Origin of the sequence: Mesorhizobium sp. M7A.F.Ca.US.008.03.1.1, assembly GCF_003997495.1 — a bacterium.
Lineage (GTDB): Bacteria > Pseudomonadota > Alphaproteobacteria > Rhizobiales > Rhizobiaceae > Mesorhizobium.
In genome coordinates this window covers 228,893-250,142 of record NZ_RZRU01000004.1, presented here as the reverse complement: position 1 = coordinate 250,142, position 21,250 = coordinate 228,893, and the positions used below count along the sequence as shown (strand labels likewise).

Below are 21,250 nucleotides of genomic sequence, written 5' to 3'. Positions count from 1 at the left end.
GCATGACCGTTCATGACCGCATTGTCGCCGAGCCATTTTCGCTGCAGCGCCGAAACCCCGCCGGCGGCACCAAGCCGCTGACCGCCTGGGGCTTCGCCAACGAGACCGACGTGCTGACCGACGTCCTGCTCGGTTCGCCCAATTTCCTGCGTCATCTGTCGACCAGCTCGCTGTCGCGAAAGCATCTGCGCGAGGCGCCCTGCAACGTCCAGATCGCGCAGGCACAGCATAAGGACCTTGTCGCCGCCTACGAGCATTTCGGCGTCAACATCCACTGGCACGAGCCGACGCCTGAGCTGCCGATGCAGGTCTATTCCCGCGATTCCAGCGTCATGACGCCCTACGGCGCCTTCATCACCGCCATGGCCAACTGGTGGCGGCGCGGCGAGAATTATGCCGCGATCCGCACCTACGAAAAGCTCGGCATCCCGATCTACGACATGGTCACGGCTGGTACGTTCGAGGGCGGCGACTTCAACGTCATCGAGGACGGCGTCGTGCTGATCGGCTGCGGCGGCGCCCGCACGCAGGAAGAAGGCGCGCGCCAGGTACAGGCCTGGTTCGATAAGGAAGGCTGGGAAACCCGCATCGCCTTCATCGACGAATATTACGTCCATATCGATCTGATGGTGGTGCCGATCGCCGAAAAACTGACCGCCGTCTGCCTTGCCTGCACCGAACCCGGCATTGTCGACTGGCTGAAGGGCAAGGGCCACGAAATCATCGACGTGCCGTTCCAGGACACGATGGCGCTCGGCTGCAACTTCATGTCGCTTGGAAAAGACCGGGTGATCGCGCCGACCTCCAGCCAGTCGCTGATCGGCCAGCTCAAGGCCCGCGGTTTCGAGGTCGCGGCCGTCGACATGAGCGAGATTTCGAAGACCGGCGGAGGCATCCACTGCATGGCGCAGGCGCTGAAGCGCGAACCGGCCTGAGGAGCGAGATAGCGCACGCTGCTTCGTTCACATTCGCATCGGCATGATCGGCATCCTGGCTGCCGAGTGTGCAAGGTCGCGCGTGCAAACCGGCTGAGATGGCGGCTGGCGGTACTATGTGGCCGAGCCAATGCAATTCACTGCATCGGCTGCGGACGCCCGCTTGGGTGCCGCAACGCTGGCCGATGCGAAACTTGCACGATAGCTAATATAAGCGCACAGTAAAAATGTTTTTTGGGAGAGGGACAGCTCATCTGCAAATCGGGAGGAAACCATGAACACCATGAGCCTCACCACGCTTGAACGCGGCAAAACGACAATCGACGCCGCAGCCCTGGAAGCATTTTCGGCACAATTGCGCGGCAAAGTGCTGAGCGAAGGCGATGCCGCTTACGACGAAGCACGAACTGTCTGGAATGCCACGGTCGACCGACGGCCCGGGCTGATCGTGTGCTGCGTCGGCGCTTCCGATGTCGTCAGTGCCGTGAATTTCGCCAGGGAGAACAGGCTTCTCGTCTCCGTGCGCGGCGGCGGCCACAACATTGCCGGAAGTGCGGTCTGCGACGGTGGCCTGATGATTGATCTGTCGTTGATGAAGTCGGTACGGGTCGATGTCTCGGCGCGGCGGGCATGGGTAGGGCCTGGCGCGACGCTTGCCGATGTCGACAAGGAAACGCAGGCCTTCGGGCTGGTGGTACCGACCGGCATCAACTCGACCACGGGCATATCCGGCCTGACACTGGGAGGCGGCTTCGGCTGGATCACCCGCAAATTCGGCCTGACCATCGACAGTCTTGCCTCCGCCGATGTGGTCACCGCCGACGGCAAATTGCTGCGCGCCAGCCAGACCGAAAATCCGGACTTGTTCTGGGCGCTGCGCGGCGGCGGCGGCAATTTCGGCGTCGTCACGGCATTCGAGTTCCATCTCCATGAGTTTGGACCGCAAGTGCTGGCGGGGCTTGTCGTTCATCCCTTCGCCGATGCCGAAAAGGTGCTGCGGGAATATCGCAAGGCGCTCGAAACCGCTCCTGACGAGTTGACCTGCTGGGTGGTCATGCGGCAGGCGCCGCCGCTGCCCTTCCTGCCCGCGGAGTGGCATGGCAAGGAGGTTCTGGTTCTGGCCATGTGCTATTGCGGCGACATAGACGCAGGCGAAAAGGCGACGCAAAAACTTCGAGCTATCGGCACGCCGATTGCCGACGTGGTTGGCCTTAACCCGTTCACCGGCTGGCAGCAGGCGTTCGATCCGCTGCTCACGCCCGGCGCCCGTAACTACTGGAAGAGCCATGACTTCACCGAGTTTTCCGAGGAGGCGGCTGCGGTCGTCACGGGGGCAATAGCCAAGCTGCCGGGACCCGAATGCGAAATATTTATCGGCCACGTCGGCGGCGCGGCAGGTCGAGTCAAGGCGGACGCAACGGCGTTTCCACAGCGCAGTTCGCATTTCGTCATGAACGTTCACGCCCGCTGGCGCGAACCGGCGATGGACAAAGCCTGCACCGACTGGGCTCGTGCAATCTACGAGGCGGCCAAACCTTATGCCGCCGGCACCGCCTATGTGAACTTCATGCCGGAGGACGAGGTCGACCGGGTCGAAGCGGCCTATGGTGGCAACCATCGACGGCTTCTGGAAATCAAGCAGCGCTACGACCCATTGAACCTGTTCCGCATGAACCAGAACTTGCGTCCGAAGGAAGGCCTGCGAGCTGCTTGAGGCGCGCCCGTGCTGCAGTCATAAAAAGCTCACGTCGCCGCTGGAGGCTCGGGCTTTTACTTTCACATGCTGTTGGCGTCAGGCTGTACTCCCGGCCCGACCCATCAGCAACAAACCCGATGCTGTGTCTTCGACGCCCTTGTGAGTGCTGAAAAAATGGAGGAATAGTCTTGCGGAATGCATCGCCCTGAATTTGCCCGTTTGCGGTTCTCAGGTCGTGCAATTGCCTAGCCGGATTTCGAATGGCCAGTCCTGAACCGCGCAAGAGAAGAGGTCCGATCGCCGCCCGGCTGCTGGCGCTCGACGCGTGGATCGATTCCTCGCTCTACGAGATCGGTTTCAAGGCGCGCCAGTTCTGGGAATCCGCGACGATCTTCTCGCGGCGCTTCCGCGTCAACGGCTGGCGCCGTGGCATCATCGAACTGTTGAGCGAAGGTTTTACGCTCGGCGCCGGCGGCATCGTGGTGATGCTGGCGCTGGCCATTCCGGCTTTCCAGGACACGGCCGGCGACTGGCGCGCCCAAGGCGACTTCGCCGTCACCTTCCTCGACCGCTACGGCAACGAGATCGGCCAGCGCGGCATCATCCAGCGCGATTCCGTGCCGGTCGATGAGATGCCCGATCACGTCATCAAGGCGGTGCTTGCCACCGAGGATCGCCGCTTCTTCGATCACTACGGCATCGACGTACTGGGCCTTTCACGGGCGATCTTCGAGAATGTGCGGGCGAATTCCGTCGTCCAGGGCGGCTCGAGCATCACCCAGCAGTTGGCCAAGAACCTGTTCCTCACCAATGAGCGCACGCTGGAGCGCAAGATCAAGGAAGCTTTCCTGTCGCTGTGGCTCGAGGCCAATCTGTCGAAGAAAGAGATCCTGCAGCTCTATCTCGATCGCGCCTATATGGGCGGCGGCACGTTCGGCATCGAGGCTGCCGCCGACTTCTATTTCGGCAAGAGCGTCAAGGACCTGAACCTGGCCGAGGCGGCGATGCTGGCCGGCCTGTTCAAGGCGCCGACCAAATATGCGCCGCACATCAACCTGCCGGCAGCGCGTGCGCGCGCCAATGTGGTGCTGTCCAACCTTGTCGATGCCGGCTTCATGACCGAGGGTCAGGTCCTGCAGGCAAGGCTGCACCCGGCCGATGTCGTTGACCGCGGCGAACAGAAAAGCCCTGACTATTACCTCGACTGGGCATTCGACGAGGTCAAGAAGATCGCCAAGCCGGGCCAGCACTCGCTCGTCGCCCACACGACCTTCGACGCCAACATCCAGAAGGCGGCGGAAGAATCGGTGGAGTTCCACCTGCGCCAGTTCGGCAAGGAGTATAACGTCACCGAGGGCGCGGTCGTGGTCATCGAGACCAACGGCGCCGTGCGCGCCATCGTCGGCGGCCGCGACTATGGTGCCAGCCAGTTCAACCGCGCCACCAAGGCGCTGCGCCAGACCGGCTCGTCATTCAAGCCCTATGTCTACGCAACGGCGATGGAACACGGCTTCACTCCCAACTCCATTATTTCCGGCGGCCCGATCAGTTGGGGCAGCTGGTCACCGCACAATTACAATGGCGGGTCGGCGGGTAACGTCACCTTGATCATGGCGATGGCCAAATCGATCAACACCGTGCCGGTGCGGCTGGCCAAGGACCATCTCGGCATCGGCCCGATCAAGGCCATGGCCGAGGCGATGGGTGTGGAATCACCGATCGAAGCACATAAGACGATGGTTCTCGGCACCTCGGGCATGACCGTGATGGACCAGGCGACGGGCTACAGCGTGTTCGCCGAAAATGGCTTTGTCGGCTCCCGGCACGGCATCAGCCAGCTCGTCACCCGCACTGGCGAGGTGGTCTATGATTTCGCCAAGGATGCGCCGCCGCCGCACCGGGTGCTGTCGGAGCAGGCGCTGAAATCGATGAACACCATGCTGGCGGCAGTGCCGGTGATGGGCACGGCGCGGCGGGCTCAGCTTCCCAACATCGTCGTCGCCGGCAAGACGGGCACGACGCAATCCTACCGCGACGCCTGGTTTGTCGGCTTCACCGGCAACTACACGGCGGCGGTATGGATGGGCAATGACGACTTCACGCCGACCAAGAACATGACGGGTGGCTCGCTGCCGGCGATGGTGTGGCAGCGCCTGATGGTCTACGCGCATCAGAACATCGACCTCAAGCCGATCCCGGGCATCGACAAGCCCTTCGTCGATGAGGAGATCGCTGCAAAGGCCGAGGAAGCACAGAAGAAGAGCGACGATCAGGCCGCGGCCGATGCAGCCGCCGAACGGCCGCCGGTGCTGTCCAGCCGCACGACTCAGACGCTGCGGGACATGACCGGGCTGTTCCAGTCGGCGCCCGTCCTCAGTACGCCTCAACCGCCGGAGACGCTGTCGGCGCTGTGATCTTTCCGACTGGGCAGGTCTTTCCGACTGGTCCGGGGCGGCAAATCCATCGGCCCGCTTGCCACGAGGCCCTGCGCCGCGATATCCCCGAGCGGCAACTCTTCGGTGTCCCCGGCCCCTCATGCTCAAAACTGCCTTCCTGACGCTGTTTTCGCTTGCCATAGCCATCGTCGGCGGTGGCGGCAGCGTTTGGTATGCGCTGAAAGTCCAAGATGGTGTTGGCGCCATCAGGATCGGCCAATGGACGGCCTTTCCCGATATCGGCACACCGTCCGCCGATCCCTATTCCAAGGCCCGCGTGGCGCGCGAGGGTGTGCTTGCGCTCGGCCGCGCCGAGGGGCTGTCCTTCGTCGCCGAGCGAGACGCGGCCGGCGCCGAGCTCAAGCGCGAATGCACTTACACAATCGAAGGTGGATTTCCGACGGCGCGGTTCTGGACGCTCTATGCCGCCGACCAGTCGCTCAGCGTGGTCGAGACCGGCAAATCCCGGCTGGCAGCGCTGCAATCCTACGGGGTGGTGCGCCAGGCCGACAATTCGGTGATCATTTCCGCTGGCCATCACCCGATGCCGGGCAATTGGCTGCTGACAGACGGCTTCGGCAGGATGTATTTCGTGCTGACCTTCTACGACACGCCGATCGCCAGCAGCACCGGCCTTTCGGACGTCTCGCTGCCGCATATCGTCAAGGTCGGCTGCGATGCGTAGCTTTTACGCTGCGATGCGCGGACTTCTGCATGCCGTCCTGCTCGGCCTGCTCGGCGCTGGCATCGTGCACATCGCCGTGCTGCTGCTGGTGCCCGAGTTTTCCGAACGCGATGCCTGGTCGCGGCTGTCCATGGCGTCGGATCTATACAAGATGACGCGACTCGATGCCGAGGCCGGTGGGGCGCCCGTGGTGAAATCCGTCGACCCCCTGTTTTACGCGACGGCCTGCCGGTTCGATCTGGGCGAAGGCATGGTCCGCGTCAAGGCACCTGGACATGTCCCGTTCTGGTCGGTGTCGGTCTATGACCGCAGCGGCCACAACATCTATTCCTTCAACGACCACACAGCGACCGGCGGCGTTCTGGATGCCGTCGTGCTGACGCCGGCGCAGATGATCGACGTGCGCAAGGATCTTCCAGAGGATCTTCAGCGGGCGATCTTCGTCGAAGCGCCGATGGAGGAAGGCATCTTCGTCATCCGCGCCTTCGTGCCCGACAGCAGCTGGAAGCCGATCGTGTCACACTTCTTCGAACAGAGTTCCTGCGAGTTGCAGGACTTCTAGACATGATCCCGGACCAGTGGTCGGTGGCCGCTGAAACTCAGTGGTGCGGGACCGGTTTTGTTCCTGGCGACCCCGCCTTGTCGGGATCCGCCGGCCGCACTTCGCCGGCATGCGACCGCTCATAACGGATGCCGGGAAAGATGATCACCGCCGCCGGCATTTCGGCGGTTTGCTTTGCTCTGGTGTTTGGTGCCGTACGCGGCACGAAAGACAGTACCATGCCCATGGTTCGCGCATTCCTCTCGGTTTCCCCGGAGCACAACGCAACGCCTCCAAATGTCATTAAGGCCGGCAGAGGGTTAACGGAACGCTAACGGATCGTCGCTAACTTGATCTTTGTCTTGAGGTCAGGACGTCCTGACCGGGGCGCTCGCGAAACCGGCACAGTCCCGGTCGAGCGCGGCCAAGTTTGTGTCGAGTACAGGCGTATCCTTCGTGTCATCTTCGGACTTCAGGCAAATCGCGGTACGAAAAGACTCGGGTAAGGCCGAAAGGCTGTTTCGCGCCGCGGTGTCGGCGTTCTGCTCGCTCACCCGCCCTTCACGCCGCGAGATCGGTCAACTCGAAGACCTGACGCTGCCACTGTTCAATGACGTGTCCGTCGAATCTCGCCGTTACGTGGCGGCCGCCCTTTCCGAATGCGAATACGCACCCGCCGCCCTAGTGCGCCGTCTTTGCGAGGAAGCGGTCGACATTGCCGCGCCGCTGCTCATCCGCTCACGCGCCGTCAGCGACATTGATCTCATCGCCCTGATCGGGCGGCATGGCCTGCCGCATGCGCGTGCCATCGCGCGCCGCAAGGGCTTGAACCCGACCATTGCTGATCTGATCAGGGCCCTCGAGAGGCCAACCCTGGTGCGCGCGCCGGACCCGGAAGCGAACGCCGCCGCGGCAGACAAGATCGCGCCAGCGAGCGCGGAAACCGCCTCCGGCGAGCCCGCCCGGGAACAGGCGCTCGGCGTCGCAGCGGAGAATGCACGGCGCAGGCTGCGCTCGATGATGCGCACCGGCGATGAGGCGACAGCGACGGGCGCCGACCCTTTCAAGGGCGTCGACACCTATGTGAAATTGCGCGAGACAGCTCTGACGGGAAACGCCGCGTTCTTCCAGACCGCGCTCGCCGATGCACTCGATATCGATTTCGAGATCGCGCGATCGCTCACCGCCAACCAGAATTATGCCTCGCTGCTTGCGGCACTGCGCTCGCTCGACCTCGGCGAAGACAGGGCCTTCCTGATCACGGTTGCCGTTTATCCCAGCCAGTTCCCGCATCCGCAGGCTATCCGGACTTTCCTCGACCGCTACCGGCTGCTGCATCGCGAGGCGGCCCAGGACAAGATGCGGTCGTGGAAAGCCGAGACCCTCTCGAGGGTGGTTCGCGACGCCGCACCGGCAAACAGCGATACCCGCATGGCATCGAACAGCGACGATGCGGCTGAGACCTCCGGCCTCAGGGCGTCTTCACGGAAATAAGCTCCTCGACGGGCACGGTGCCGGCCTCGATCTCGACCACCCAGATGTCGGGATCGAATCTTTTCTCCCTTTCCAGCCTGGCGTCGAGCATCGCGGCATCCTCGCCGGCTCCGAGCAGAGTGAAAAACCGGTCGTCGGGCTTGGCCGAATCGTAGCTTGTCTGCGGCGCCGGGCCGAACAGGGCGACCTCGCCCAGCCTGCCCCGCGCCAGCACGAAAACAGCGCCGGCCTCGGTCGCGCCGCGCTTGACCACGGCGGCAAATCCGCCGGCGCCGAAAACCCGGCGCAACAGGGCCGAGACCCACAGATCCGATGTGACACGCATGAGAAAACTCCGCGAATGCATGCCGCCCAAAAGTGGGTCCCGGTTTTGGAACAACGGCATGCATGAAAATAAGGCAGGCGGCTTCTCTAAAGTAGTTTGCCGTTTCAAGGAAACGCGATTCCGGACGAAAAACCGTTTCACACTTTTCCTGGAATTGCTTTGTCGATATTTCCGCCGCTGGGCGAGCCGTCGTTCAGCCGTCAGTTGGTCAGGCCGATCTCGCGCATCTTGACGTAGACGATCTCATCGGGCTCGCCGGTCTGCGGCAGCCCGAACAGCGACTGGAATTCCTTGATCGCCGCCTTGGTGCGCGTGCCGACGACACCATCCAGCTGCATGTCGTCATTGCCGAACGCCTTGAGCCCGGCCTGAATCTTGACGATGCGGGCATCGGGCGCTTGCGTCGCGGCATCCACCTGCCCGGAATTTGTCTGTCCTGAACCTGTCTGCAAAGACACCGGAACGGCGGCCGGCATATCCGGGCGCGGCTGCGGCCTGGGTACGACGGAAGCGGTCTTCGGCGTCGCGCCCAGTTGATCGAGCAGAAGCGCGTCGATCTCGCCGGACGTGTTGAGCCCGACCTTCTGCTGATAGTCCTGGATGGCCTTGCGGGTGTTGGGTCCGGAAATGCCGTCGACCGTTCCCGAATAGAAATCGAGATCCTTCAATATGCCTTGCACCTGCTCGACAACCGGATCGCCCTTGATCGGCGCCGGCGCACCGGATGGCCGCACGATGTTGAATGTCGTCTCCGGTTCGTCGGGCGTCGCGTGCGGAAAGCCCGCAATGCTGCGGGTCGCGAAAAATGCGCCGGCATGCGGGAAAGGCTGGTACCACAGGGCATTTGCGGAGACGTAGAACAGCGTCACCAGGAATGCCGTCGAGCCGCCCACCAGGACAGGATTGCGCGAGATCATGCCGCCGACGGCGACAGCGCCGTCCTGAAAGGCATTGCTGCGGCGCTTGACCGCCTTAGCCGGTTTTGCGGAGCGAGCCATCTCTGTCCCCTTTCGCCATCGCCACAGGCATGGTCAGCACGCCGGCCTTCTCCGCCTGATGTCCCTTCGGTCCGTTCACTGGCAGGCTGATGGTCACCGTGGTGCCCTCGCCCGGCATGCTTTCGATGGACATCGTGCCTTCGTGCAGCGCCACCAGGCCCTTGACCAGTGAAAGGCCAAGACCTGTCCCCTCGAAACGGCGGGTATAGTCGTTCTGGATCTGCATGAAGGGCTTGCCGAGATTGGCGAAATCCTCCTCGGCGATGCCGATGCCGGTGTCCCTGACCCAGAAATGCAGGCGCGAACCGATCCGCTTGGCACCTACGACGACGTCGCCGCCGTCGGGAGTGAACTTGATCGCGTTGGAGACCAGGTTGATGAGCATCTGCTGCACGGCGCGCCGATCGGCATTGATGTCGCCGGCGTCCGGCGCGATCTGCGCCTGCAGATCGATGTTCTTGGCCTGCGCCTGCAGTTGCATCATCGACTGGCACATGTCGACCGCTTCCGCGAAGCGGAACGGCTCGGGTTCGGTCGCATAGACGCCCGATTCAATCCTGGACACGTCGAGTATCGAGGTTACGACGGCGAGCAGATGCTGGCCCGAATCCCGTACCAAGCCGACATATTCCTTCTGGCGCGGATCCTTGAAGGCGCCGAACATCTCATGCAGCAGCATATCCGAGAAGCCGATAATGGCATTCAACGGCGTGCGCAGTTCGTGGCTGACCACTGCCAGGAAGCGCCCCTTCGCCACCTCGGCGGATGCGGCCGCCTCATTGGCCGCCGCGAGATCCTCGCGCAGCCGGGCGATCTCGTCATTCTCCCGCAGGACGAGCGTGAAGACGTCACCCTGTTCCTCACCACGCACCAGATCAAGCGAGAACGGCCGGTAATTATCGGCCGTCAGGCCATTGCCATTCTGAGGCAGCCGGATGCGCAATTCGAGCCGGCGCGACAGTGCGCCGTCACGCATGTCGGCCATTGCGCTGAGATAGGAAACGCGATCCGACAGATGGACGCGATCGAAGAGGCCGTTTCCGGACAGCAATTCGGGCGGCAGTTTCAAAAGCGTGCGGGCCTTTGGCGACGCGTCCAGGACCTCGCCATGACGGGCAATGCGCAAGACCACCGCATCGATGATGTCTTCGAGCCGGTCGGCAGTGTCGAGCACATCAGCCGCATCGGCCGTGTTTTGAAATGCCGATGCGCGCGGGATCAGTGTGAGCGTCCAGGCCAACGGCACCAGCCAGTGCCACGTCGCGATCTGCGCTCCTGCGAATGGGAACACGGTTCCGGCCAAAGGCTGAGCCAGGATGGCGACAGCGGCCGATACGGCTCCCCACAGTGCTGCACGCCGCGAGGTGCCTATCCACCAGGCTTCGAAAGGCAGCGCCACGACAAGCATGGCGACAGGCGAACTCAGCCCCCCTGCGGCGGCAATGAGACTGCCGAGAGAAATGCCGGCCAGCACCAGGGCGACCCAACTCGCTATCGCCATCTTGCCGGTCGCCGCCACCAGCAGGGCGACGAACCAGCACAGGCCAAAGGCGGCGAAGATGGCGGCCATTGTGACGGCGACGCCCATGCCTGAAGTGACCAGCGTGACCGCAGCGCCGGCGACAAAGAAAGGGGCGGCGAGCATGACGCCGATGAAGCGGCGCTGGCGCTCGCGGTCGCTCCGCCCAAGGATGGACGGATGGACCATACGTTCGCAACCGGCGGCAATCGCACCAGGCAATTCAACGTATCTGGCCTTGATTGAACTCAACTCAACGCACTCGCACTTGTCGTGGACAGCTCTGCTTTGCAGATGGTTCTGGTTGGCTTTGAAACTCGCATTCAGCGTTTAAGGAATGGATAAGGCAGGGCCGACCAAGGCCCGGCCTGCGGCAAATATCGGGATGCCGGCGGCAGAAAGCACGGGCAAATGCAGCCATAGTAAACGGAGAGTTATCCGGCGACGGCACCCATCGGCTGGGCGCACACGGCACCCGGACTCCGGGATTTCAGAAAAAATGCAGTAAAAGCATGGAGATAAATGGTTATCTCCTGTTAAGAAAACTTATTCAGATTTGAGACAAACCGATTGCACAACGGCTCGTTTCGAATTTGCCTAAAATTTGAGGAAAATTGTCGCTTTGCCCGCAAGCCGTCCTTTGCGCCTGTGTGCCAAGATCCTGCCTACAAAAGAGGTCATGCCATATGGATGCATGATCCGGTCACGACGAGAGGGCAAGGGCATGGTCTTCCTCATAAGAATGGCTTTCTGGTTTTCCCTGGTGCTGCTGGCGCTGCCGCTGGCTGTCGGCCCCGATGAATCGGGCCGCGAAAGCGTCGGACCGATCCAGGCCCTGTTTGCGGCACGCGAAGCGGTTGGCGACATCGCCGGCATTTGCGAACGCAAACCCGATGTCTGCGAGACCGGCAAGTCGGCGATGCACACCATCACCGCCCGCGCCAAGGAGACCGCCAAGATCGCGGCAGCGATGATGGACGACAAGTCCGCTGCCGGCCCCGACACGTCGACGATGACCGGCAGCCTGCCCGAAGAAATCGTCTTGCCCGAGACCGTCAACCTGCCGCCTCAGAATTAAGCCGTCTCGACGGCGCGCCGCGGGCTGTCTGGCCTCTCGACGCCCGCGGTGTCCTTGTTTTTTCCGTGACGCGGAGCCGCCGCGTGACTATATCCGGCATTATGGCCACGACGATCCAGACGATCCGCGACGATTTTTCGTTCCTTGAGGAATGGGAAGACCGCTATCGCTATGTCATCGAACTCGGCGAGGCGCTGCCGCCATTTCCCGACGAGCAGCGCAGCCCCGCCAACAAGGTGCCGGGATGCGTCAGCCAGGTCTGGTTGACCACTGAACGCGGAACTGGAGCCGACCCAGTCATCACCTTTACCGGCGATTCGGACGCTCACATCGTGCGTGGGCTGGTCGCGATCATGCTGGCGCTGTTTTCCGGCAGGACCGCCAGCGAAATCCAGAAGACCGATGCGGAAGCCACATTGAAAGAACTCGGCCTCGACGAACATCTGTCGCCGCAGCGCGCCAACGGCCTTCGCTCAATGGTCAAGCGCATCAAGCGCGACGCCGAGGCAGCGCTCAAACAGACCGCCTGACGCTTCCAGACCCGATTCGTGCGTCGCGGCTCGCAAAATCAAACGGCGCCCCAAAATCAAACGGCGCCCGAAGGCGCCGTTGATGTCGATCCGATCTGGCTTATTTTGACGCAATTCCCAAGGGAAAGCGCTATGCGCTTTTCCCGGGAAAACCGTTTCACACTTTTCTGGAATTGCTCTGGCAGCGATTACCGCGCTTTGCGCTTGCGGCCGAGACCCATCTTCTTGGCGAGCTGAGACCGGGCAGCCGCATAGTTGGGTGCAACCATCGGATAGGTAGGATCGAGGTTCCACTTTTCGCGATACTGATCCGGCGTCAGGTCATAGTGGGTCATCAGGTGGCGCTTCAGCGATTTGAACTTCTTGCCGTCTTCAAGGCAGACGATGTAGTCGTCATGAACCGACCGCTTCGGGTTAACCGCCGGCTTCTGCTTATCGGCAGGCGGCTGTTCGGCGGTTCCGCCCACACGCCGAAGCGCAGCATGGACATCGGATATCAGGTTCGGCAATTCGCCGACCGGCACGGGATTGTTGCTGACATAGGCGGCCACCACATCGGCGGTCAATTCGATCAGCGCATCGCTGTTTCTGGAAGGTGTTTCGACAATATCCATGGTCTTCTGGCCCCAACAAGAGTTACATCGATCTGCGCCCTTTTTTACAAACAGGGCATCGCACGAATTTTGTGCAGGTAGAGTTTCTACGATTCGTGTCGCGGGCACATCAATGAGCGTGCAGACCAAGTAAGTCAATTCTCCCCTCGCGCTATATTGAACGATATTGATCAATTATTCCGAGATCAGCTTCAATCTTTCGTGCATTGTGTAATTTATCGATATTTCGCGCTCCCAGCGGCGGGCGGCTGACGTAACGTCAGCGCGCCGTTACATTCGTGGCAACTCACGAAACGGGTTTTAATGTTTGATCTTGCTTCGCTATCGCTCGAGCAATATTGGTTGTTCACATTTGTCAACAAAACCACAGGTTGCCGTGGTCATACGCAAGCAATCAGGCGACATTCCTGTCATCCAACCGATGGGCTGATTGCCGCCGCGTCAATCAATGCGGGGTGATGTATTTTCCATAGGTCCAGCCGGTGACGAAATTGCCGTTCTGGGCCGGATCATGCCAGACTTCGCACCAGCGATAGCGAATCTTTTGTTCCTGCTTCCATGCCGGCTGGGTGGCGATGTCGAGCAGGTTTATTCCGCCGGTGCATCGCCCGGTCATCTGCAGAACGGTCCCGTTCGGATATCCCGCCTGCTTCTGGGATGTTCCCGAAGGGTACTTGCGTACATTGAGCGTGTCGCCGAACGGCACATTGGCCACTTGCCAAGCCGCGAATACGGTCGCATGAGACTGGCCGGCAAAGGCCAGAGTTAGCGAAGCAACGGCGAAAGCCGCAGCAGTGCGAGACCAAATAGTCATCATCTCTCCTCCCGGCTCATCTCCTGGAGCCGACACAACCCATACGCTCCGGCTCTTGAACCTGCCCTGATCGGCGTGTTCATTTGCCATTCAAGATATTTCTCCATTCGAGATGGTCCATTCAAGATACTGGCCCATTGAAGATACTGGCAAAGCGAGACGCAATGACCAAGACATCCATATTTCCGATCGTCAGCCCGCCAACGCCCGAGAAGCGGCCGGTTTCCGACACGCATCACGGCATCACGCGAACCGACGACTATGCCTGGCTGCGGGCCGACAACTGGCAGGAGATGTTCCGCGACCCGTCATTGCTCGATGCGGCGATCCGCACAGAACTCGAGGCGGAGAATACCTACCAGTCGAAGCTGATGGCCGACACGGTCGAACTGCAAAAGCAGCTTTTCAAGGAGATGAAGGGCCGTATCAAGGAAGACGATTCTTCCGTGCCGATGAAGGATGGACCCTATGCCTACGGCTCGTCCTTCAAGCTTGGCGGCGAGCAGCCGCGCTATTTCCGCATGCCGCGCGACGGCGGTGCCGAGCATATCCTGCTCGATGGCGACGCGGAGGCCGCGGGCAAGGCCTATTTCCGTCTTGGCGGCGTCGACCATTCGGCCGACCACGCAAGGCTGCTGTGGGCATTCGACGACAAGGGTTCCGAATTCTACACGCTTCGCGTTCGTGACCTTGCCGACGGCAGGGAGCTTGCGGACCAGATTCCCGACACCGGCGGTTCAGGTGTCTGGAACGCCGGCAATGACGGCTTCTTCTATACACGTCTCGACCCCAACCACCGCCCGTCGAAGGTGCTGTTCCATGCGCTTGGCGACAGCCCGCAAAGCGACCGGCTCATCTATGAAGAAACCGATCCCGGCTTCTTCATGAATGTCGACGGCACCCGCAACAACGAGTGGATCATGATCGGCATCAACGATCACGAGACCTCGGAATACCGCCTGATGCGCGCCGACGATCCGTTTGCCGAACCGAAACTGGTGTCGCCGCGCGAGATTGGCCTTCAGTACGAGCTGGAAGAAGGTGGCGATATCTTCTTCATCCTGACCAATGCCGACGGCGCCAAGGATTTCAAGATCATGACGGCACCAGCGAGCGATCCCGTGCGCGCCAACTGGCAGGAACTGGTGCCGCACGAGTCCGGCCGGCTGATCCTGTCGGTGATCGGCTTCAGGGACCACATGGTCCGGCTCGAACGCAAGGAAGGCCTGCCGCGCATTGTGGTGCGCGACCGTATTAGCGGCGAGGAGCATCTTCTGTCCCTCGACGAGGAGGCCTTCTCGCTCGGCCTGTCGGGTTCTTATGAGTACGACACCGAGATCATGCGCTTTTCCTACTCGTCGATGACGACGCCCGCGCAAGTGTTCGACTACAATATGCGCACCCGCGAGCGGGTGCTGCTGAAGACCCAGGAAGTGCCGTCCGGCCATGATGCGGACCACTATGTCACGCGGCGCCTGATGGCGCCGGCGAGCGACGGCGAACTGGTGCCGACATCGCTTTTGCACCATCGCGACACGCCGCTGGACGGATCCGCACCTTGCCTGCTTTACGGCTACGGCTCCTATGGCATCACCGTGCCGGCCGCCTTCAACACCAACTGGTTCTCGCTGGTCGACCGTGGCTTTGTCTTCGCCATCGCTCACGTTCGCGGTGGCAAGGACAAGGGCTATGGCTGGTACGATGACGGCAAGAGGGAGAACAAGATGAACACGTTCACCGATTTCATCGCCGTCGCGCGCCATCTGGTCACGGAGCGCTACACGGCGCATGACCGTATCATCGCGCAGGGCGGTTCGGCCGGCGGCATGCTGATGGGTGCCGTTGCCAATATGGCGCCGGATTGTTTTGGCGGCATCGTCGCCGAGGTTCCCTTCGTCGATGTGCTCACCACCATGCTCGATGCGACCCTGCCGCTGACGCCGCCGGAATGGCCCGAATGGGGCAACCCGATCGCCTCCGCCGACGACTACCGGACCATTGCCGCCTACTCGCCCTATGACAATGTCGCCGATCACGACTATCCGCCGATCCTGGCGCTGGCCGGGCTCACCGATCCGCGTGTCACCTATTGGGAACCGGCCAAATGGGTGGCACGGCTGCGCGATCGCAAGAGCGGCGACAATCCGGTTTTGTTCAAGATCAACATGGATTCCGGCCACGCCGGCGCTTCCGGCCGGTTTTCGCGGCTGGAAGAGATCGCCTACACCTATTCCTTCGCGCTGAAAGTGATGGGCAAGGCGCAGCTTACGGGAGCAACCAACAAATGATCGATCTCACCACCCTGATCGCTTACACTGCGGTCGTGCTCGGCTTCGTCTTCATTCCAGGTCCCGCCACCCTGCAGACGATCGCCCGGGCAACGAGTTCCGGAACCAGGGTCGGCATCGCGACGGGCGCCGGGATCGCTGCCGGCGATGTCTTTCACACCGTCATGGCGATGATCGGCATATCGGCGATCATAGCCGCGTCGGCGACGCTGTTCAGCGTCATAAAGTACATCGGCGCAGTCTACCTGATCTATCTCGGCGTCCGCGCGATCATGGAGAAAACACCAGCCAACCCGGCCGCCGGCGCGCTTGCGATCCCTGCCGGCAAGGCGTTTCGACAGGCTGTCCTGACCGAAGTGCTCAACCCCAAAACCGCTCTGTTCTTCCTCGCCTTCCTGCCTCAGTTCGTGCGGCCTGAAAACGGAACGGTGATGCTTCAGATGGCCGCGTTGGGGGCGATCTTCGTCGTACTGGGCCTTTCCAGCACGGTCGTCTTTGCCGTGAGCGCTGGCCGGCTCGGCACGTTCCTGAGCCGAAATCCGTCAGTGTTACGATGGCAGGGCAAAGTTGTCGGCGGCATCTACTGCGCTTTGGGCGTCCGTCTGGCGCTGCAGCAACGCTGACTCCAGACGATGATCGACGCGCCCTTTCCGGAGGGCTGGGTGATCAGGATTTTTGAAGTTCCCGTTGCTCATTTTCACTCGCAATTGCGATGACCGCGCGCTACCCAGTGCGCGGCTTTTCCCGGCCTGACAGCCTCCAATCGCGTAAAGGTCCAATATGCTGCTCGTCGACGTCTATCTCGACAAATCGTCCATCCAGGGAATCGGCGTCTTTGCCAAGAAGCACATTCCTCGCGGTACTCTGATCTGGAAGCTGGACCCAAGGTTCGATCGGCTCATCGAGGTCGAGACTTATGAGCGCGCGGCCGGCCCGGTGAAGAGCTATCTCGATCGCTACTCCTATCCCGACCGCCGCGATCCGAACTACATCGTCTTCGAAGCCGACGACGCGCGCTATATGAACCATGCCGACGAGCCGAACTGCGACGTCTCCTCACCCGAGGAGAGCTTTGCGCTGCGCGACATCGCGCCTGGCGAAGAGCTGACCTGCAACTACAACCATTTCTTCGAAACGGGCTTCGATTTTCTCGGCGACCGCCACCTGTCATCCGCAGGCTCGGTCTAGTTCGCCGTCTTCTTGCGGGCCGGATAGCCGTTTGGATGCGCCGGGATCGCCTTGAGATAGGCGGCGATGGCCGCACGGTCCTGCGGCGTCAGTTCGGCGATATTCCGCTGCACGTCTACCATGGCGCCGCCGACGGAATCGAAATCTGGCGTGAAGCCGGTTTCGAGATAGTTGGCGATGTCAGCCTCCGACCAGTTGCCTAGACCGCCCTCGCCCGACGTGATGTTTGGCACGACGCCGCTGCCTTCGGCGGCCACGGCCCCCGCCAGCCACTCGTTCTTCTTCGTGCCGCCGGAGAGATCGCGCGGCGTGTGGCATTCGCCGCAATGGCCTGGCCCCTCGACCAGGTAGCGGCCTGATATCACCGGATCGGGCGTGCCTTCGGGGAAGGCAACGACCGGCTGGTCACTGAGGTAGAGCAATTTCCACAGGCCGATGCCGCGACGGATGTTGAAGGGGAAATCGAGCGAATTGCCCTGCGCCTTGCCGGCGACTGCCGGCAGCGTCTTGAGGAAGGCATAGAGGTCGGCGATGTCGGCCGGATTCATGCGCGCGTAGGAGGCATAGGGAAACGCCGGATAGAAGTGCTCGCCCGACGGCGACACGCCCTTCAGCATGGCATTCGCGAGATCCTCGACCGACCATGCGCCGATGCCGTCCTTGGGGTCTTGCGAAATGTTGGGCGGCACGAAGGTTCCGAACGGCGTCTTGAGTTCGAGGCCCCCAACGAGCTGAAGCCGCGCGTCGCCCTGTGAGCCCGGCTTTGCATGGCAGGATGTGCAACCGCCGGCATAAAAGATGCGCTTGCCCCGGGCAGCGTCGCCAGGACCGAGCTTGGCCAGGGTTTCCCTGTCGAGCCTCACCGGCGCCGACAGGACCCACCCGGCAACCGCGCCGACGCCGCCCAGAATGACGACGGCGCCGACAAGTTTTTTCAGCCATGCCATGGCTGGTGATCAGCCCTTCTTGATTCTGTAGCCTTGATGGCAGGTGCCGCAATCGGAGCCGATAGCGCCGACTTGCGTCTTCAGCGCGTCGGCATCGGCGGGAGCCGCAGCGACCGCAGCCTTGACGTCGGCGAGATATTTGTCCTCGGCTGCCTTGAAGCCAGCCATGTCTTCCCAGATCTTCGGCGAGGCCGTGGTGTCGCCGGTGTCGCTGCCGGCCGGGAACAGCGCATCGGCATCGAATTTCTCGGCATTCGCCTGCAACGCCTGAAGTTGCGTCAGCACAGCCGCCGCATCAAAGGGTTCCTCGCCCTTGACCACTTTCGACAGGCCGCCGACAATCTTTCCGCGTTCCTTCATCAGTGCCTGCCGGTCGAGGATCGGGTCGGCAAAAGCCGCCGAGGCCGCGAGTGCGAGCATAGAGATGGCGATAACAAGCTTTCTCATTCAATTGGCTCCATGATGAAGGCATTTCGGGACAGGACGTTAACGGATGCTACAGAGGGAAAATTCCCTTCCCCCTGATGATTTTTGCCGGACCTTTGCTCTTACGGGAACGCAGAAAAGAAAAGCCCCGGGTGATACCGGGGCTTCTGGAAATCGATCACTTCGCCTTTTCGTACAATTCCAGCACGTGATCCCAATTGATCAGGCTGTCGACGAACGCTTCGAGATATTTCGGCCGGGCGTTGCGATAGTCGATGTAGTAGGAGTGCTCCCAGACATCGACGCCAAGGATCGGCGACGCGCCATGGACGAGCGGGTTTTCGCCGTTCGGCGTCTTGGAGATCGCCAGCTTGCCGTCCTTGACCGAAACCCAGGCCCAGCCGGAACCGAACTGGGTCGTGCCGGCGGCAATGAAGTCGGCCTTGAACTTGTCGTAGCCACCGAGATCGCTATCGACCGCCTTCTGCAAGGCGCCCGGCAGCTTGTTGCCGCCGCCGCCTTTCTTCATCCACTTCCAGAAATGGATGTGGTTGTAGTGCTGGGCGGCATTGTTGAAGAGGCCGGCATTCTTGCCGAACGACTGCTTGACCACCTCTTCGACCGACAGATCGCCCAAGCCGGCCTCGGCGGCGAGCTTGTTGCCGTTATCGACATACGCCTTGTGGTGCTTGTCGTGGTGATATTCCAGCGTCTCTTTCGACATGTAAGGCTGCAGGGCCTCATAGTCGTAAGGCAGAGCGGGCAATTCAAAGGCCATGGATAGTACTCCCTCGTGGAAAAATCCGGTGTTCGATACCGGAGTAAGATAGGTCTGGAATGGGTTGGGACAACTCCGGATGAAGCGTCGATCGCCTTTTTATCCGCTCAAGCAGCGGAAGTCGAATGCGCCCAAGCCCAATAGAGTTCGCGCGCCTTTTTGGCCACCGGCCCGGGTTGCAGATTGCGATCCTCAATACGCGTGACCGGCACCACCTTGGAATGGTTCCCGGTCGAAAAAATTTCGTCTGCTTCGAGGAAATCGCGCACCGACAGCGTCTTTTCCGTGGTCTTGAAGCCATATTCGCCGAGCAACGTTATCGTGCGCGAGCGGGTGATGCCGGACAGGAAGGTGCCGTTCGGCGCAGGCGTAAAGACGTGACCGTCCTTGACCAGGAAGATGTTCGAGGTTCCGGTCTCGGCGACGTTGCCCAGCATGTCGAGCACCATTGCGTTGTCGAAGCCGCGCAGCTTGGCTTCGAGAATGGCCCGACCGTTGTTAGGGTAAAGGCAGCCGGCCTTGGCGTTGGTCGGCATGGTTTCGATGGTCGGACGCCGGAACGGCGACACGGTCACCGAAAAGCCAGTCGCCGGAATCATCGGTGATTCATAGAGGCAAAGGCAGAAGCGGGTCGAGGCGGGATCGGCCGGCACGCCCATATAGCCGCCATGCTCGGCCCAGTACATCGGCCTGATGTAGACCGCCGTCTTGCCGTCGAACTTCTTCAACCCATCCCATGTCAGCCCGACGATCTTGTCGGCGGTCATGTTCGGCTTGAGGCCGAGCGCGATCGCCGAGGAATTCACCCTGGCGGCATGAAGATCGAGATCCGGCGCCACGCCTTCGAACCAGCGGCCGCCGTCAAACACGCTGGTGCCGAGCCACATGGCGTGGCTGCGCGGCCCCAGAATGGCGACGTTGCCCTCGTGCCAATCACCATCGACGAAAGTCCATGTCGTGGATTGCGCCGCAGCCGCCAGTGTCATCATGTCATCCCGTCTCGATCGGTCTCGTGTGACAGCCATTGGAAGATGCTTTGGCGGGCGCCGTCAACCGGCATCATGGAGTTTTGTTGAGGCCAGTGCCGGGGCGCAATACAATCAACGCTTGCACCTTGTCGCACCTGCCCTCAAAACTGTTGTCATGCAATACGCCGCCTATGTCTTCGACGCCTATGGCACGCTTTTCGACGTGCATGCCGCCGTGCGCCGTCATGCCGACCGGATCGGGCCGGACGGTCAGTTGCTGTCCGAGATCTGGCGCGCCAAGCAACTCGAATATTCCTGGGTGCGCACGCTGATGGGCGCCTATGCCGATTTCTGGCAACTGACCGAACAGGCGCTCGATTTCGCCTTGCGCAAGGTCCCCTCGGCCGACCCCGGTCTCAAGGCAATATTGCTGGATGCCTACTGGCGGCTGGATTGCTATCCGGAAGTGCCGGCCGTGCTCAAGGCGCTAAAGGCTTCGGGAGCGAGGCTGGCGATCCTGTCCAACGGCTCGCCCGAAATGCTGCAAGCCGCGGTCAAGTCCGCCGCGCTCGACCAGGTTCTGGACGATATCTATTCCGTCGATACGGTGCGGCGCTTCAAGACCGATCCGGCGGTCTACGACATGGTCGCCACCGGCTGGCGCCTGTACCCCGGCGCGGTTTCCTTCCAGTCGTCCAACCGCTGGGACATTGCAGGCGCCACCAAATTCGGCTTTCGCACGGTGTGGATCAACCGTTCCAACCAGCCCGAAGAATACCGGGACTTCCCGCCGGCCCTGATTCTGCCCTCACTCGAAGCTCTGGTGCCGGGCAGCTAAGACCTGTGGCTCTTGCGCCACAGTGGCGGCACAGTCACAGCTTCGCCTTTGTTTGTCCACCTTCAGGCCAGAATCGGAACCGCCTATCGCCCCAAGTGTTGTCAGCCACCCGCACAACGGTCGGCGCATTGACGCTTTGTTGTGACCTGAGAC

General features: G+C 61.5%; 22 protein-coding genes. 12 read left to right on the top strand and 10 right to left on the bottom strand.

The annotated features are described in order from the left end of the window. Positions 1 to 2 precede the first annotated feature (2 nt). The 5 genes from EOA16_RS09155 to EOA16_RS09135 all read left to right on the top strand — a co-directional run bounded on the left by EOA16_RS09155 (position 3) and on the right by EOA16_RS09135 (position 6,313). Positions 3 to 935, top strand: coding sequence for a dimethylarginine dimethylaminohydrolase family protein (locus EOA16_RS09155; protein WP_013532649.1), 933 nt, complete (start codon positions 3 to 5; stop codon positions 933 to 935). Between the two features lie 274 nt (positions 936 to 1,209). After that, positions 1,210 to 2,649, top strand: a complete 1,440-nt coding sequence (locus tag EOA16_RS09150; protein WP_127257287.1) for an FAD-binding oxidoreductase — start codon at positions 1,210 to 1,212, stop codon at positions 2,647 to 2,649. A gap of 242 nt (positions 2,650 to 2,891) precedes the next feature. Next, positions 2,892 to 5,045, top strand: coding sequence for a penicillin-binding protein 1A (locus tag EOA16_RS09145; protein WP_127257286.1), 2,154 nt, complete (start codon positions 2,892 to 2,894; stop codon positions 5,043 to 5,045). 121 nt (positions 5,046 to 5,166) lie between these two features. Next, positions 5,167 to 5,751 carry a DUF1214 domain-containing protein gene (locus EOA16_RS09140; protein WP_127257284.1) on the top strand — a complete coding sequence of 195 codons (585 nt, stop codon included), beginning with the start codon at positions 5,167 to 5,169 and terminating at the stop codon, positions 5,749 to 5,751. Continuing rightward, complete coding sequence (locus EOA16_RS09135) at positions 5,744 to 6,313, top strand: DUF1254 domain-containing protein (RefSeq protein ID WP_127257283.1); 570 nt, start codon at positions 5,744 to 5,746, stop codon at positions 6,311 to 6,313. The genes EOA16_RS09140 and EOA16_RS09135 overlap by 8 nt, the downstream gene beginning before the upstream one ends. 37 nt (positions 6,314 to 6,350) lie before the next feature. Here EOA16_RS09135 and EOA16_RS09130 read toward each other — a convergent pair whose 3' ends face one another. Continuing rightward, positions 6,351 to 6,539, bottom strand: coding sequence for a hypothetical protein (locus tag EOA16_RS09130; protein ID WP_127257281.1), 189 nt, complete (start codon positions 6,537 to 6,539; stop codon positions 6,351 to 6,353). A gap of 209 nt (positions 6,540 to 6,748) precedes the next feature. Here EOA16_RS09130 and EOA16_RS09125 point away from each other — a divergent pair, with 209 nt between their 5' ends. Continuing rightward, positions 6,749 to 7,786: a hypothetical protein gene (locus EOA16_RS09125; RefSeq protein WP_127257280.1), complete on the top strand. Its 1,038-nt coding sequence runs from the start codon at positions 6,749 to 6,751 to the stop codon at positions 7,784 to 7,786. On the opposite strand, the gene EOA16_RS09120 is transcribed toward EOA16_RS09125, so the two are convergent. From EOA16_RS09120 to EOA16_RS09110, 3 genes are all read right to left on the bottom strand, one after another. Then, positions 7,764 to 8,111, bottom strand: a complete 348-nt coding sequence (locus tag EOA16_RS09120; protein ID WP_127257278.1) for a DUF1491 family protein — start codon at positions 8,109 to 8,111, stop codon at positions 7,764 to 7,766. The genes EOA16_RS09125 and EOA16_RS09120 overlap by 23 nt on opposite strands. A gap of 200 nt (positions 8,112 to 8,311) precedes the next feature. After that, complete coding sequence (locus tag EOA16_RS09115) at positions 8,312 to 9,109, bottom strand: peptidoglycan-binding protein (RefSeq protein WP_127257277.1); 798 nt, start codon at positions 9,107 to 9,109, stop codon at positions 8,312 to 8,314. Continuing rightward, positions 9,084 to 10,817 (bottom strand): ATP-binding protein, encoded by a 1,734-nt coding sequence (locus tag EOA16_RS09110; RefSeq protein ID WP_127257275.1) that lies wholly within the window; start codon positions 10,815 to 10,817, stop codon positions 9,084 to 9,086. The genes EOA16_RS09115 and EOA16_RS09110 overlap by 26 nt, the downstream gene beginning before the upstream one ends. A gap of 535 nt (positions 10,818 to 11,352) precedes the next feature. Between EOA16_RS09110 and EOA16_RS09105 the strand changes: the two genes are divergently transcribed. Both EOA16_RS09105 and EOA16_RS09100 read left to right on the top strand, forming a co-directional pair. After that, positions 11,353 to 11,706, top strand: coding sequence for a DUF5330 domain-containing protein (locus tag EOA16_RS09105; protein ID WP_027035810.1), 354 nt, complete (start codon positions 11,353 to 11,355; stop codon positions 11,704 to 11,706). Between the two features lie 101 nt (positions 11,707 to 11,807). Beyond that, positions 11,808 to 12,236 carry a SufE family protein gene (locus tag EOA16_RS09100; RefSeq protein WP_127257435.1) on the top strand — a complete coding sequence of 143 codons (429 nt, stop codon included), beginning with the start codon at positions 11,808 to 11,810 and terminating at the stop codon, positions 12,234 to 12,236. Between the two features lie 188 nt (positions 12,237 to 12,424). Here the strand turns inward: EOA16_RS09100 and EOA16_RS09090 are convergent, their stop codons facing one another. Further along, entirely contained in the window at positions 12,425 to 12,850 is a 426-nt protein-coding gene (locus tag EOA16_RS09090) for a MucR family transcriptional regulator (protein ID WP_127257433.1), read from the bottom strand. 445 nt (positions 12,851 to 13,295) lie between these two features. Beyond that, entirely contained in the window at positions 13,296 to 13,664 is a 369-nt protein-coding gene (locus EOA16_RS09085; RefSeq protein WP_127257431.1) for an SH3 domain-containing protein, read from the bottom strand. A 164-nt stretch (positions 13,665 to 13,828) separates the two neighbouring features. Between EOA16_RS09085 and EOA16_RS09080 the strand changes: the two genes are divergently transcribed. From EOA16_RS09080 to EOA16_RS09070, 3 genes are all read left to right on the top strand, one after another. Continuing rightward, complete coding sequence (locus EOA16_RS09080; RefSeq protein ID WP_127257272.1) at positions 13,829 to 15,952, top strand: S9 family peptidase; 2,124 nt, start codon at positions 13,829 to 13,831, stop codon at positions 15,950 to 15,952. Then, positions 15,949 to 16,575 (top strand): LysE family translocator, encoded by a 627-nt coding sequence (locus tag EOA16_RS09075; protein WP_127257270.1) that lies wholly within the window; start codon positions 15,949 to 15,951, stop codon positions 16,573 to 16,575. Before EOA16_RS09080 ends, EOA16_RS09075 begins: the two co-directional genes overlap by 4 nt. Before the next feature lie 157 nt (positions 16,576 to 16,732). Continuing rightward, on the top strand, positions 16,733 to 17,140 hold the full coding sequence (locus EOA16_RS09070; protein ID WP_127257269.1) for an SET domain-containing protein-lysine N-methyltransferase: 408 nt from the start codon (positions 16,733 to 16,735) through the stop codon (positions 17,138 to 17,140). Here EOA16_RS09070 and EOA16_RS09065 read toward each other — a convergent pair. From EOA16_RS09065 to EOA16_RS09050, 4 genes are all read right to left on the bottom strand, one after another. Further along, positions 17,137 to 18,087 (bottom strand): cytochrome c, encoded by a 951-nt coding sequence (locus tag EOA16_RS09065; protein WP_127257267.1) that lies wholly within the window; start codon positions 18,085 to 18,087, stop codon positions 17,137 to 17,139. The two genes, EOA16_RS09070 and EOA16_RS09065, sit on opposite strands and share 4 nt — an antisense overlap. A gap of 9 nt (positions 18,088 to 18,096) precedes the next feature. Next, positions 18,097 to 18,534 carry a cytochrome c gene (locus EOA16_RS09060; RefSeq protein ID WP_127257265.1) on the bottom strand — a complete coding sequence of 146 codons (438 nt, stop codon included), beginning with the start codon at positions 18,532 to 18,534 and terminating at the stop codon, positions 18,097 to 18,099. Between the two features lie 157 nt (positions 18,535 to 18,691). Further along, positions 18,692 to 19,291 carry a superoxide dismutase gene (locus EOA16_RS09055; RefSeq protein WP_013532667.1) on the bottom strand — a complete coding sequence of 200 codons (600 nt, stop codon included), beginning with the start codon at positions 19,289 to 19,291 and terminating at the stop codon, positions 18,692 to 18,694. Positions 19,292 to 19,398: 107 nt separating this feature from the next. Next, positions 19,399 to 20,277, bottom strand: coding sequence for a branched-chain amino acid aminotransferase (locus EOA16_RS09050; protein WP_164754182.1), 879 nt, complete (start codon positions 20,275 to 20,277; stop codon positions 19,399 to 19,401). A 157-nt stretch (positions 20,278 to 20,434) separates the two neighbouring features. On the opposite strand from EOA16_RS09050, the gene EOA16_RS09045 reads away from it, so the two are divergent. After that, a complete protein-coding gene (locus EOA16_RS09045) occupies positions 20,435 to 21,097 on the top strand; it encodes a haloacid dehalogenase type II (RefSeq protein WP_024505547.1) in 663 nt (220 codons plus the stop codon). Positions 21,098 to 21,250 lie beyond the last annotated feature (153 nt).